Raw genomic sequence first — 13,644 nt, forward strand, 5'->3', positions numbered from 1 at the left:
GGGGTCCGAGCATGCTTCACCTGCCGCCGCGGTACCGCGGCATCGAGAAGGGCGAGGAAGCGCCGCTCGATTTCGCCGACTACCGGACGACCACCCTGCGGCACCCCAAACAGCCGCTCACCTTGCTGCCACAGCGACTCACCGAGCTCACCGGCCCGGTCTTCGGCGACGAACGCGTCACGGACGCGGACGCCGACCTGACCCTGGCCAACAACGGCGAGGCCCAGGGGCAGCGGATCATCGTGCACGGCCGGGTGCTCGACAGCGACCGCAAACCCGTGCCCAACGCGCTGATCGAAATCTGGCAGGCCAACGCCGCCGGGCGCTACCGCCATCAGGGCGACCAGTGGCCCGCCCCCCTGGATCCGCATTTCAACGGAGCCGGCCGCACCGTCACCGACACCCAGGGCCACTATTCATTCGTCACGATCAAACCGGGCGCCTACCCGTGGGGCAACCACCACAACGCCTGGCGGCCCGCCCACATCCACTTCTCGTTGTTCGGCGTGGCGTTCGCCCAGCGCCTGGTCACCCAGATGTACTTCCCCGACGATCCGCTGTTCTTCCAGGACCCGATCTACAACTCGGTCCCCGACGGTGCCCGCCAGCGGATGGTCAGTGTGTTCGACTACGAGGCGACCACCGACAACTGGGCGCTCGGCTTCCGCTTCGACATCGTGCTGCGCGGGCGCGATGCGACACCGTTCGAGGAGGACGATCACGATGACTGACAGCACCGGTTTCGCGCCGCGCTATCCCGTCGTTCCGGGTGATTTCAGCACCGTCGAGTTCGGGCCCACCCCCTCCCAAACGGTCGGCCCCTACCTGCACATCGGACTGCCCTGGCCCGACGGCCCGGAGGTGGTCCCGCCCGGTACCCAAGGCGCGCTGTCCATCTCGATCACGGTCTTCGACGGAGCTCGGGCACCCATGTCCGACGCGCTGGTCGAAACCTGGCAGGCCGATGCCGCGGGGATCTTCGGCCATCCCGATGATGCACGGGCACAGTCGGATTCGGTCTGCCGCGGCTTCGGTCGCTGCCCCGCCGACAGCACCGGCACCGCCCGGTTCAGCACCGTCAAGCCCGGGGCCAACCCCACGACCGACGGTACCGAGGCGCCGCACCTGAATGTGTCGATCTTCGCCCGCGGGATGCTCAATCGGCTTATCACCCGGCTCTACTTCCCGGACGAAACGGCCGCCAACGCCGCCGATCCGGTACTGAGATCACTGCCGGAAAACCAGCGGCACAAGCTGATCGCCACCGCGACGCCCGAGGGATACCACCTCGACGTCTTCGTGCAGGACGCCGACCCGGACGGCGCGGAAACCCCCTTCTTCTACCTCTAGGAGCACCGCTTGTCGCGTGCAGAGCTCTTCGACCCGCTGTTCGGGGCGGACACCGTTGCCGCCGCCGTGTCCGACCGTGCGTGGCTCACGGCGCTGCTCGACGTGGAGGCGGCGCTGGCCAGAGCCCAGGCCAGCGTCGGTGTGCTGGAACCGCGCTATGCGCAGGCCATCGACGCGGCGGCCCGGAAGCTGGCGGGCACCCTCGACCCGGAGCAACTCGGGCGCGAGGCGGTGGCGGGCGGTAATCCGGTCATCCCGCTGGTCCGGCACCTGCGCGCCCAGTGTCCGGAGGTACCCGGCGACGCAGTGCACAGAGGGGCGACGAGCCAGGACATCATCGACAGCGCACTCATGCTGATCGCCCGACGGTCCGGCAGCCATATCCAGGCCGATCTGGCGGCAGCGGCCGACGCGGCAGCCACCCTGGCGCGCACCCACCGGGACACCGCCATGGCCGCCCGCACCCTCGGACAGCAGGCCCTGCCCACCACCTTCGGCGCACTGGCCGCGGGATGGTGCGCTGCTCTCGATCGCGCGCGGCGCGGGCTCACCACGGCGCTGTCCGGTTTGCCCGTCCAATTCGGCGGCGCCGCAGGCACTCTCGCGGCACAATTCCCCGACGGCCTGGCGGTCGCCGACGCCCTGGCCGCCGAACTGGGCCTGGCGCGGCAAGGGGTGCCCTGGCACACCGATCGGGTGCACATCGGCGAACTCGCGGCCGCCCTGGGTGTCGCGGCAGGCGCGGCCGGGAAGGTCGCCACCGATATCATCGCCCTGTCCGCCACCGAACTCGGCGAGGTCCGCGAGGACTCCCCCGGCGGCTCCTCGGCCATGCCCCACAAGCGAAACGCCGTCGCCGCCATCACCGCGCGCGCCGCCGCGCGCCGCGTCCCCGGCCTGGTGGCCACCGCCCTCGGCGCAATGGACCACGAACTCCAGCGCGCGGCCGGCCCCTGGCACGCGGAGTGGGAAACGATCACCGACCTGCTCCGCCTCACCGGCGGCACCGCTCACCGCCTGGCCCACAGCTTGACCGGCTTACATGTCCACCCAGACGCCATGGCGCGCAACCTCTCCCGCACCGGCGGTCTCCTCCTCGCCGAACGAGTCACCACAGCACTGGCGGCCCACACCGACAACGCCCGAGACATTGTCACCGCGGCCGCCACCGCCGAGGACCCCGACTTGGCCGCCGACCCGCGGATAACCGAACACCTCAGTCCCGCCGAGGTCCGCGAATTACTGGATCCGACAACGTATCTCGGCCACGCGCCGGACATCGTCGACCGAGTACTCGCCACCCGCGGCCCGCAGGGGCAGCAATGATCGAGCGGAACAGGATGGTGTGGGCGTGACCGTCGACTTGGCATATCAAGTGGCTGGGCCGGGATCGGGTGCGCCCACAGTGGTGTTGCTCGGCTCTCTCGGGTCGAACCGGGGGATGTGGGAGCCACAAGTCGGGGCGTTGTCAGCGGTGTTCGAGGTGGTCGCCGTCGACCTGCGGGGGCACGGCGAATCCGTCGCGCCGCCAGGGCCTTACACGATCGAGGAGCTGGCGGGTGACGTACTCGCGTTGATCGATCGCCTCGGCCGCCGCGCAGTGCATCTGGTGGGGTTGTCCCTGGGAGGAGCGATCGCGCAGTGGATCGCCGCGCATGCTCCCGATCGCGTGCTGTCGGTGACTTTGCTGTGCACCGCGGCGAAATTCGGTGCGCCGCAAGCCTGGCTGGACCGGGCGGCGGCGGTGCGGTCCGAGGGCACGGCATCGATCGCCGAGGCCGTGGTCGGCCGCTGGTTCACGGCCGGTCTGGCCGAACGGGATCCGGCACTGGTCGCGCGGAGCCGGGCGATGATCGAGGCGACCGACGACGAGGGCTATGCGGCGTGCTGCGAAGCGATTTCGGCCTGGGACGGGCGCGCGGACCTGCCCCGCATCTCCGCGCTCACCCTGGTGCTCGCCGGTGCGCAGGACCCGGCCACCCCACTGTCCGATCTGCGCCTGATCTCCGAGGGAATCGCGAATTCCCAACTCCGCGAACTCGATCCAGCCGCACACTTGGCCAGCCTGGAGCAGGCGGGGCCGGTCTGCGCGCTCATCGCCGCGCACGTCGCGGGCGCGGAGCGGCGATCGCCGACCGCGAACGGATCAGATCTCGCCGGAACCACGGCATCTTCCCCGCATTCCGCGCTGTCTGCCGAGCGTGCCGCCGCGTACGAGGCGGGCATGCGGGTGCGGCGGTCCGTGCTCGGCGACGCCCACGTCGATCGCGCCGTCGCGGGGACAACCGAATTCACCGCTCCTTTCCAGGATTTCATCACCCGTACCGCCTGGGGCGATGTCTGGAGCCGACCGGGTTTGGACCAGCACACCCGGCGACTGCTGACCCTGGCGATCCTCACCGCCCTCGGCAATACCCACGAGCTCGATATGCACATCCGGGCGGCGCTGCGGGGCGGTGTCGCGGCCGAGGAACTCGCGGAGGTGTTCTTGCACACCGCGATCTACGCGGGCGTGCCGAACAGTAACCTCGCGTTCGGACTGGGCAAAGCGGCACTCGCGGAGGGTGCCGGGTCCACCGACGAGGAGGAGCCACACCGACCATGACCGAACCATCATCGGACTACGTGCAATCGCTGGGCCGGGGATTGGCCGTGATCCGGTCCTTCGACGCCACCCATCCCCGGCGCACGCTCAGCGAGGTCGCCAAGGCTACCGATCTGACTCGCGCCACCGCGCGACGGTTTCTGCTGACACTGGCCGAGCTCGGTTACGTGCGCACCGACGGCTCGCTGTTCTGGTTGACGCCGCGCGTGCTCGACCTCGGCTACAGCTATCTATCGAGTCTGACGTTGCCGGAAGTCGCTGGGCCGCACCTGGAATCGCTGGCCGAGCAGGTGCAGGAGTCGACCTCGATCTCGATTCTCGACGACGAGGACGTGGTGTATGTGGCCCGCGTCCCGGTCAGCCGGATCATGACCGTCTCGATCAATATCGGCACCCGTTTCCCGGCCTTCGCCACCTCGATGGGCCGGGTGCTGCTGGCGGGGCTCGACGACGAGGCGTTCGAGCAGTACCTGGCGAAGGTGTCGCTGACACCGCTCACCGGTCGCACCATCATCACCACCGAGCAACTCCGCGCGGAGGTGGCGAAGGTGCGCCGCGACGGTCACTGCATCGTCGACCAGGAATTGGAGGACGGACTGCGGTCGATGGCCGCGCCGATCCGGGACCGCACCGGCGCGGTGGTCGCCGCGGTCAATATCTCCACCCAGGCCGCGCGCTATTCGGCCGCGGCGGTCCGCAAGGACCTGATCCCGCCGCTCCTCGCGACCGCCGAGGCGATTCGGCACGACCTCGCCCGCGTACAGACGCAAACCTGAGATCCGTATCAGTGAAGGAAGTTTCATGCCCGACGCCGTCATCTGCGAACCCCTGCGCACCCCGGTCGGCCGATTCGGCGGTGTCTTCAAAGACATCGCGCCGCAAGCACTCGCCGCGACGGTGATCTCCGAGCTGCTCGCCCGCACCGGAATCGAGGCGAGTCACATCGACGATGTCATCCTCGGGCAGGCGTCACCCAATGGTGAGGCGCCCGCGATCGGACGCGTCGCCGCGCTGGACGCCGGGCTGGGTGTCGGCGTGCCCGGTTCACAGGTGGATCGGCGCTGCGGCTCGGGACTCCAGGCCGTTCTGCAAGCGTGCATGCAGGTAGCCACTGGCGGTAGCGAACTGGTGCTCGCGGGCGGTGTGGAGTCGATGAGTCAGGCCGAGTTCTACGCGACCGGGATGCGCTGGGGCGTCAAGGGTGACGGCGTCGCGCTCACCGACCGGCTGGCGCGCGCCCGGGTGAGCGCGGGCGGCGCGCACTTCCCGGTCCCCGGCGGCATGATCGAGACCGCGGAGAACCTGCGCGCCGAATTCTCCATCGGCCGCGCCGACCAGGACGCGCTCGCGGCGCAGTCGCATCAGCGCGCGGTCGCCGCGCAGACCTCCGGTCGTTTCGCCGCCGAAATCGTGGGAGTGCCGGTCCCGCAACGGAAGTCCGACCCGATCCGCATCGACACCGATGAGCACCCGCGCGCCGACACCAGCGTGGAGTCTTTGTCGAAATTGCGCCCCATCCGCGCCGCGGTCGATCCGGAATCCACGGTCACCGCGGGCAATGCCAGCGGCCAGAACGACGGCGCGGCGCTGTGTGTCGTCACCACGCCCGAACGCGCCCGCGCCCTCGGCCTGCGCCCGCTCGCGCGGCTGGCCTCCTGGGCCGTGGCGGGCGTACCACCGCGCACCATGGGCATCGGACCGGTGCCCGCGACCGAAAAGGCTTTGGCACGATTGGATCTCACGATCGACGACATGGGCGTGATCGAACTCAACGAGGCCTTCGCGGCACAGACCCTCGCGGTGTTGCGCACGTGGAAGCTCGAACCCGACGATCCCCGGCTCAACCCCAACGGCTCGGGCATCTCGCTCGGTCACCCGGTCGGCGCGACCGGCGCCCGCATCCTGGCGACGCTGCTGCGTGAGATGGACCGGCGCGAGGCGCGCTACGGGCTGGAGACGATGTGCATCGGCGGCGGGCAGGGCCTGGCCGCCGTCTTCGAACGTCTGCCGCGGTAGAAATCGGCTTCCACTCTGTGGAAGTCCCGCAGCGGCGCGGTTGTGCCGCCAGTCACACTTGAAGTCGTTCCCGTCCCCGAGCACCGGAGTCCGCACCATGTCAGCCCCTCGCCCCGCCGCCACCGTGGCCGCTGCCGATCGCAGCGTGCTCGGCCGGGCGTTCGAGCTGCTGCGCGCCTTCGACGCGCACCGCACCGAGTTGACGTTGTCGGAGCTGAGCAGGCGCACGGGCATGCCGCTGGCGACGGTGCACCGGCTCTGCCAGCAACTCATCGATCTCGGTGCGCTCGAACGTGACCCGTCCGGGTGTTTCCAGATCGGGGCGGGCCTGTGGGAGATCGGGTCGCTCGCACCGCGGGCGCACGGCCTGCGCGCTGTCGCACTGCCGTATCTCGAGGACCTGTACGAGGCCACGCACCAGAATGTCCAACTGATCGTGCTCGACGGCACCGAAGCCCTCTATATCGAACGGCTCTCGGGGCATCAGTCGATTCCGCTGCTCGGCCGGGCCGGTGGACGCCTGCCGCTGCACGCTTCCAGCGGCGGTCTGATCCTGCTGGCACATGCCGGACCAGACCTGCTCGCCCAGGTGCTGGCAGGCGGCTTGGCGGCGTTCACTCCCGACACCATCACCACCGAGCACCGGCTCCGGTCGACGCTGGCCGATATCCGGCGCACCAATGTGGTGGTCTGCCGCCGCCACATCGACCCTCGATCGGTCGCCGTCGCCGCACCGGTGCGGCACGGCTCGGGTGCGGTGGTCGCCGCCGTCTCCGTGGTGCTGAACGCCACCGAGGACCCCGCGCATCTCATTCCGGCGCTGCACACCGCCTGCCGGGGCATCTCACGTGGGCTCCGTCCCACCGGCTGAATCACTTGCCCGGCCCCGGCCGGACAGCGCCACCCACACTCGCACCGCGAGCACCCTTCCCGAGGAGAACACCCATGCGTACCCAAGTCGGCATCATCGGCGCCGGACCAGCCGGTCTGCTGCTCGCGCACCTGCTGCACCTGCGCGGAATCGAATCCGTGGTGCTGGAGACGCGCAGCCGCGAGGACGTCGAGGGCACCATTCGCGCGGGTGTGCTGGAACAAGGCACCGTCGACCTGCTCACCGACACCGGTGTGGGTGCGCGCCTGCACCGAGAAGGCCACCAGCACAACGGCATCGAGCTGCGTTTCGACGGGCGGGGGCACCGGATCGATTTCGCGGAACTGACCGGCCGGGCCGTCACGGTCTACCCGCAGCACGAGGTGCTCAAGGACCTGATCGCGCGGCGCCTGGCGGATGGCGGCGAAATCCGTTTCGGCGCAACGGTTACCGCTGTAGAAGGCATCACCACCGAGACCCCGGTCATTCGCTTCACCGACGCCGACGGCACTTCCGGCCTACTGCGCTGCGAGCTGATTCTCGGCGGCGACGGCTCCCGCACCGTGACTCGCGCCCTGATCCCGGAAGCCACGGTGCGCACCGATCACTTCCGGCAGTATCCCTTCGCCTGGTTCGGCATTCTGGCCGAGGCTCCGCCGTCCTCCGACGAGCTGATCTACGCCAACCACGCCAACGGATTCGCGCTGATCAGTACCCGCACGCCCACCGTGCAGCGACACTATCTGCAAGTCGATCCGTCCGACACCGTCGAGGACTGGTCCGACGACCGGATCTGGCACGAGCTGCACACCCGGGTCGACGGCGAGGGCGCCGAAATCAAGGACGGGACCATCTTCGCCAAGACCGTCCTCGGTTTCCGTAGTTTCGTGTGCGAGCCCATGCAGTACGGGCGACTGTTCCTGGCCGGCGACGCCGCCCACACGGTGCCGCCCACCGGCGCGAAAGGGCTCAACCTCGCTGTCGCCGACGTCTACGTGCTGGCCCAGGCGATGGAGCGCTACTTCCGCACCGGCGCGACCGACGGCCTGGACGCCTACACCGCGACCGCGTTGCCGAGAGTCTGGCGGGCACAGCACTTTTCGTGGTGGATGACCTCGATGCTGCACCGCATGCCCGACGCCACCGGGTTCGACCACAAACGCCAGCTCGCCGAGCTGGACACGGTGACCAGGTCGGCCGCCGGTCGCGCCCTGCTCGCCGAGAACTACGTGGGCGCCCCGCTCTACTGAGCGCCGGACCCCGAAATAACCACCGAGAGTGAGTGATTCGTGAACACAACAAAGCAGGGCACCGAGACCGGAGCGGGCGTGTCCGCCGCAAGCTGGGTAGCCGCACTGTGCTGGACGGCGGTGCTGCTGGACGGCTTCGATCTGGTCGTCCTCGGCGCGGTCATCCCGTCCCTGCTGGACTACCAGCCATGGGGGCTGAACGCCGGCACCATGTCGGTCATCTCCACCACCGGCTTGATCGGGATGACGATCGGCGCGCTGACCGTCGGGACGATGACCGACCTGCTCGGGCGGCGCAAGTCGCTGATCGGCGCGGTCATCCTGTTCTCGGTGCTGACCGCGCTGTGCGCGGTCGCGCCGAACCCGTGGGTATTCGGCGCGTTGCGTTTCCTGGCCGGGCTCGGCCTGGGCGGCTGCCTGCCGACCGCCATCGCCATGGTCACCGAGTTCGCCCGTGGACACCGCGGCGGCACCGCCACCACCACGGTGATGACCGGCTATCACGTGGGAGCCGTCGCCACCGCCGCCCTGGCCATCGTGGTGATCGAACCGTTCGGCTGGCGCACCATGTTCGTGATCGGCGCGGTGCCCGCACTTGTCTTGGTGCCGTTGATGATTCGCTATCTGCCCGAATCCCCCGACTACTTGATCTCGCGCGGGCGGCACGCGGAGGCCCAGGCCATCGCCGACGCCGCAGGCCTGACCCGCCGTGCACCCGCGCAACCCACCGACAACCCGCCCGCCGCCGTGAATCCCGTGCGGCGCTTGTTCTCCCGCGAATTCCTGCGTACCAGTCTGGCGATCTGGGTCACCTCCTTCATGGGCCTGCTGCTGGTCTACGGCCTCAACACCTGGCTGCCCACGATCATGCGGGAGGCGGGCTACAACCTCGGCGCGGCGCTGTCGTTCCTGCTGCTGCTCAATGCCGGGGCGATCGCGGGCCTGCTCGTCGCCGGCCGCGTCGCCGACCGTATCGGTGCCCGCCGCGCCGCCATCATCTGGTTCACCGGCGCGGCCCTGTTCCTGGCGCTGCTCAGCATCAAGGTCTCCTTCGGCGTCTATGTGCTGGTCTTCCTCGCCGGTTGCTTCGTCTTCAGCGCCCAAGTGCTCGTGTACGCCTTCACCAGCGCGCACTATCCCGCCGAGATCCGCGCCACCGCGCTGGGCTGGTCCGCCGGTGTCGGCCGGGTCGGTGCGATCTGCGGACCGACCCTGGGCGGCGCCCTCTTGTCCGCGGGCCTCGCGGTCCCGTGGGGCTTCTACGCCTTCGCCCTCGTGGGTTTCGCGGGTGCCGTGGCGATTTCGATGACGCGGAGCCAGGCCTAGGAGTTCACCGGCGCGGCGACCGCAGGGGTGACATCGAGCACCGGGCCGCGCCGCTTCGGCGAGCGCAGGAAGAGCAGGGCTACCGCGGCCAGCAGCACCACGCCCGCGACCGCGACATACAGCTGCCCGGCCGACCAGCCGGCGTCGAGCAGACGGCCGGCCGCAGTCGGAGCGAGAATGGCGCCGGCCCGGCCCACGCCGATCGCCCAACCGACCCCGGTGCTGCGCATACGCGTCTCGTACAGCGACGGACTCAACGTGTACAGACCGGCGATACAGCCGTTGGCGAGGCCACCGACCACCACACCCAGTGCGAAGGCCACACCGATGATCGACGTACTGGAAATGAAGACGACCATCGCGGCAGCGGTGAGAACGGTGAAGATGAGCAGTACGCCGCGCGCGGTCCAGCGGGTGGCGAGCCCACCGAAGATGACCGAGCCGAGCGTGCCGCCCAGCGCGATCATCATTCCCGCCGTCGCGCTCTGGTCCTTGCTCATACCCGCCGTCTCGAGCAGCGCCGGCGTCCAGGAGTTGATGAAGTAATAGCCGAACATGGTCGCGAAGAACGCGGTCCACAGCAGAACTGTCGGACGGGTATTGCCGCCCGCGAACAAATCCGCGACCCGGCCCGCGCGCGGCGGACCGGAGGCGGGCACGACGGGAAGTTCGCGCAGCGGTTCCTGCCGGATACGCCGGGCGATGCGATTGACCCGGCCGAGCACGTCGCGCCGCCCGCGGGTGAGCAGGTAGTCCACCGACTCGGGCAACAGCACCGCCAGCAGCACCAGCGCCAGACCCGTGAGAACGGCGCCGCAGACGAACACCGCCCGCCAGCCGTACTCATCGCGCAGGAACACCGCGGCCAGGCCGCCGAGTGTCGCGCCCAGGCCGTAGCCCGAGGTGTAGAGGCCGATGGACAGCCCGCGCCAGCGCTTCGAGGAGTACTCGCTGGCGATCACGTTGGTGCAGGCCAGGATTCCGCCGACACCGAGCCCGGTGAGCACACGCCACACACCGAGCTGGACCGGTGATCCGGCGGTCGCGGACAGCGCCATGCCCGCCGTGGCCATGGCGACGGCGGACAGGATCAGCGGCCGGCGGCCCAGCTTGTCGGCGAGCGGCGCGAGCACGAGCGCGCCGATGGCCATGCCGACCAGGCCCGCACTGAGCAGCACACCGGTTTGCGCGCTGGAGAGACCGAATTCATTGCCGATGCTCTTGGCGGTGAAGGCCAGAGCCATCACGTCGTAGCCGTCGAGCATATTGAGTACGACGCACAGTCCGACGATCAGCCACTGGTAGGGGCTCATCGGTGCCGCGTCTATGCGGGCGCGCAGGTCCATCTGAATGTCTTTCTCGAGGGTGAGCGGATAGCTCGGGAACGAATATGACTGGCGCTCAAGGGATGTCGAGCGTCAGCACGCCGGGGCCGGAATCGGCGCGAGCGCGCACCACCCGGGAGACGCACGCGCAGAGCGTGTTCGCGCGCGCCTTCTGCGTATCGCTGAAGAACACGTCACGGTGATCGACGGCGCCGCGCAGATCGAGGATGCCGACCGTGCACAGACCGCACTCACCCTTGCGACAGTCCGACATCACTTCCGCGCCGGCCCGTTCGAGGGCTTCCAGCAGGGAATCGCCGGTGCGGACGGCGGTTTCGATACCCAGGCGCGGCACCCGGACGGTAAATTCCTCGGTGTCGAACCAGCCGCTGTTACCGAAGGTTTCGTAACGCAGGTTCGGCAGCGGCAGTTCCGCGGCCAGCCAGGCGCGGCGCACCGCGTCCATCAGCCGGATGGGGCCGCACATGTACAGCTCCACGTCCGGATCGGCGTCGGCGACGAGTGTGCCGACATCGAGGGGCGTGCCCTCGTCGTCGATGTGCACGCGCAACCGATCACCGTGCCGCGCGGTCAATTCCGGCAGGAAGGCCATGGCCGGACGACTGCGGCCGACATAGACGAGGGTGTAGTCCGCGCCCAGGCGCGCCAGCACCCGGGCCATGCCCGCGATGGCGGTGATCCCGATGCCGCCCGCGAGCAGGAGGTACCGTCGCGCCCCGATCCGGAGCGGGAAGTCCTGTAGCGGGGCGGTGATGTCGATCGCCGACCCGGGGGCCAAGGTATGCATGAAGGCCGACCCGCCGCGGGACGTCGGCGACAGGCGAACACCGAGAGTCACACTGGCGCCGTCGGATTCGACGATCGAGTACGACCGCACGAGACCGGGGCCGATCCGCACGTCGACGTGGGAGCCGGGGTCCTCGCGCACGGGACGTTCGGTCCGCACGTCGATGCGGGCGATTCCGTCGGCGGCGCGCGTGCTGGCGGTGACGACGCCCCGTTGCCAGGTGGTCTGATTGCCGGTCATCAGCGCACCACCGTCGCGGCGAGCTGTTCGGCGTCGATCATGCGCTGGATGAGCCTGCGCATCCACATACCACCGGCGTCGATATTGAGGTTGTAGAACTCGTGATCGGGATGGGCGTCGATTCCGCGCTGCTGAGCGGCGAGCATGGCCTCGTCCTCGGCGAAGACGCCGTGCACCGCCTCCCGCAATTGCGTGGTGATGAGCTGGCTTTCGAGCCGGTAGTTCCGCATGAACGCCCAGAAATAGTGGGCACTGCGATCGGTCGCGGGTGTGATCGTGTTCATCACGAACCCGTTGACGCCCTGACTGCGGTCGCCTTCCGGGGCTCCGGTGCCGGCCTTGGCGACACCCACGTCGATGCGGATGGTCGAAGGGGCCTGGAATTCGATGATCTGCCACCGGTCGACCCGGCCGTCGAAATCGGGGAACTTGTCGCGCATGTTCTTGCGCCAGAACGGCGGTGGTTCGATGTCGAGCATCCAGCGCGTGACGGTGACGGTGTGGTCGTCGTGGGACACCGTGAAGTCGGATTCGCTGAGCTCCTCCTGACCGATGGTGGAGGAGTGCACGAATTCCTCATGGGTCAGGTCCATGAGATTGTCGAGCACCAGCGTGTAGTTGGTATCGACCGCGATGGTGCGGCCGTCACCGGCCCACTCCGGCGAATCCATCTGGAACATATCGGGAATCAGGGCCGGATCGGCGTTCAGCGGATCTCCGGTCCAGACCCAGACGAAGCGATGCCGTTCCACCACCGGATACGACCGCACCATGGCACTGGGGTTGATGGTCTGCTGGGCCGGCATGAAGGTGCAGCGACCCGCGGAGTTGTATCGCAGTCCGTGATAAGGGCATTGGATTTCGTCCGTGCCCACGAGCTTGCCCATCGACAAGGGCGCGAGCCGGTGCCAGCACGCGTCCGCCAGTGCGACCGGACGGCCCGATTCGGTGCGATAGAGCGCCAGCGATCGGTCCGCGACGGTCCGGGCGAGGATCGACTTCGCGGTGATCTCGTGGTCCCACGCCGCCGCGTACCAGGCGTTACGCGGGAAGCCGAGGGATTTCGCGGTCGCACCGGATGGGCTGGGATTGGTCATGAGCGGAACCTTTCGCAAAACCACTATCGACATAGTTATTGAGTGGTGTGGGACACACACTAACTATCGATATAGTGATTGGCAACACTCGATTGCCCGAGAGGACGTCATGAGCCTGCGGTACGCCCTGCTGGCCCTGCTCACCGCCGAACCGCTGACCGGCTACGACGTGGCCAAGCACTTCAACGCCTCGGTCGGCCATGTCTGGCACGCGCCCGATTCGCAGATCTATCCGGAGCTGCGCCGGATGGAGAAAGAGGGACTACTCGAAGGCGAGGACGTGCGCTGGGGGCCCAACAGCACCAAGAAGCGCTACCGCGTCACCGGTGACGGACTCGCCGCGCTGCGCGAATGGATGGACGCCCCCCTCGATTACGCCCCGGGCCGGGACGCGCCGCACATGCGCGCCGCCTACCTGGAGTGGGCCGAACCCGATCGCGCCCGCGACCACATGCGCCGTCATATCGACCACTACCGCGACCAACTCGAGCAATGGACAGCGACCCGCGCCGCGATCCTGGACCGCAGCAACGCGACCATCGCCAAACGCCTCCAGCGCTATCCCGAGGCGGACCACGAGCGCATCATCGCCTTCAAGGCGTTCGCCTACGATGGCTTGATCGCCCGCGCGGAAGCCGAAATCGCTTGGGCTGAACACGGTCTGGAGTTGATCGACAAGCTCTCGCCCGGATCGGAGGAGTGAGCCGGTATCACCGCGGGATGAGCACCCACGTCGTCACCGCGTCGACCAGGCGC

Annotated in this window: 13 protein-coding genes; 10 read left to right on the plus strand and 3 right to left on the minus strand. The window is 68.7% G+C overall.

The window, feature by feature from the left end; all coding sequences use genetic code 11:
* The first annotated feature begins 11 nt into the window (after positions 1–11).
* The 9 genes from pcaH (at position 12) to BJ987_RS30800 (ending at position 9,418) form a co-directional block, all read left to right on the plus strand.
* Positions 12–731, plus strand: coding sequence for a protocatechuate 3,4-dioxygenase subunit beta (gene pcaH / locus BJ987_RS30760; protein ID WP_209896579.1), 720 nt, complete (start codon positions 12–14; stop codon positions 729–731).
* Positions 724–1,350 (plus strand): protocatechuate 3,4-dioxygenase subunit alpha, encoded by a 627-nt coding sequence (pcaG, locus tag BJ987_RS30765; protein WP_209896580.1) that lies wholly within the window; start codon positions 724–726, stop codon positions 1,348–1,350. The genes pcaH and pcaG overlap by 8 nt, the downstream gene beginning before the upstream one ends.
* Positions 1,351–1,359: 9 nt before the next feature.
* Complete coding sequence (gene pcaB / locus BJ987_RS30770; protein WP_209896581.1) at positions 1,360–2,676, plus strand: 3-carboxy-cis,cis-muconate cycloisomerase; 1,317 nt, start codon at positions 1,360–1,362, stop codon at positions 2,674–2,676.
* A 25-nt stretch (positions 2,677–2,701) separates the two neighbouring features.
* The gene (gene pcaDC / locus BJ987_RS30775) at positions 2,702–3,955 is read left to right on the plus strand and encodes a bifunctional 3-oxoadipate enol-lactonase/4-carboxymuconolactone decarboxylase PcaDC (protein ID WP_209896582.1); all 1,254 of its coding nucleotides are present in this window, start codon (positions 2,702–2,704) and stop codon (positions 3,953–3,955) included.
* Positions 3,952–4,731, plus strand: coding sequence for an IclR family transcriptional regulator domain-containing protein (locus BJ987_RS30780; RefSeq protein WP_209896583.1), 780 nt, complete (start codon positions 3,952–3,954; stop codon positions 4,729–4,731). The genes pcaDC and BJ987_RS30780 overlap by 4 nt, the downstream gene beginning before the upstream one ends.
* Before the next feature lie 25 nt (positions 4,732–4,756).
* Positions 4,757–5,971, plus strand: a complete 1,215-nt coding sequence (locus tag BJ987_RS30785) for an acetyl-CoA C-acetyltransferase (protein ID WP_209896584.1) — start codon at positions 4,757–4,759, stop codon at positions 5,969–5,971.
* A gap of 124 nt (positions 5,972–6,095) precedes the next feature.
* Positions 6,096–6,842, plus strand: a complete 747-nt coding sequence (locus BJ987_RS30790) for an IclR family transcriptional regulator (RefSeq protein WP_209899354.1) — start codon at positions 6,096–6,098, stop codon at positions 6,840–6,842.
* A gap of 74 nt (positions 6,843–6,916) precedes the next feature.
* Positions 6,917–8,092 carry a 4-hydroxybenzoate 3-monooxygenase gene (locus tag BJ987_RS30795; protein ID WP_209896585.1) on the plus strand — a complete coding sequence of 392 codons (1,176 nt, stop codon included), beginning with the start codon at positions 6,917–6,919 and terminating at the stop codon, positions 8,090–8,092.
* A 39-nt stretch (positions 8,093–8,131) separates the two neighbouring features.
* Positions 8,132–9,418, plus strand: a complete 1,287-nt coding sequence (locus BJ987_RS30800) for an MFS transporter (protein ID WP_307869805.1) — start codon at positions 8,132–8,134, stop codon at positions 9,416–9,418.
* On the opposite strand, the gene BJ987_RS30805 is transcribed toward BJ987_RS30800, so the two are convergent.
* The 3 genes from BJ987_RS30805 to BJ987_RS30815 are packed head-to-tail and all read right to left on the minus strand — an operon-like array spanning position 9,415 to position 12,888.
* On the minus strand, positions 9,415–10,764 hold the full coding sequence (locus BJ987_RS30805) for an MFS transporter (RefSeq protein WP_209896586.1): 1,350 nt from the start codon (positions 10,762–10,764) through the stop codon (positions 9,415–9,417). The two genes, BJ987_RS30800 and BJ987_RS30805, sit on opposite strands and share 4 nt — an antisense overlap.
* A gap of 55 nt (positions 10,765–10,819) precedes the next feature.
* Positions 10,820–11,791, minus strand: a complete 972-nt coding sequence (locus BJ987_RS30810) for a PDR/VanB family oxidoreductase (RefSeq protein WP_209896587.1) — start codon at positions 11,789–11,791, stop codon at positions 10,820–10,822.
* Complete coding sequence (locus tag BJ987_RS30815) at positions 11,791–12,888, minus strand: aromatic ring-hydroxylating dioxygenase subunit alpha (protein ID WP_209896588.1); 1,098 nt, start codon at positions 12,886–12,888, stop codon at positions 11,791–11,793. Before BJ987_RS30815 ends, BJ987_RS30810 begins: the two co-directional genes overlap by 1 nt.
* 109 nt (positions 12,889–12,997) lie before the next feature.
* Here BJ987_RS30815 and BJ987_RS30820 point away from each other — a divergent pair, with 109 nt between their 5' ends.
* Positions 12,998–13,591 carry a PadR family transcriptional regulator gene (locus BJ987_RS30820; RefSeq protein WP_209896589.1) on the plus strand — a complete coding sequence of 198 codons (594 nt, stop codon included), beginning with the start codon at positions 12,998–13,000 and terminating at the stop codon, positions 13,589–13,591.
* The last annotated feature ends 53 nt before the right edge of the window (positions 13,592–13,644 follow it).

The organism is Nocardia goodfellowii (assembly GCF_017875645.1).
Taxonomy (GTDB): Bacteria; Actinomycetota; Actinomycetes; order Mycobacteriales; family Mycobacteriaceae; genus Nocardia; species Nocardia goodfellowii.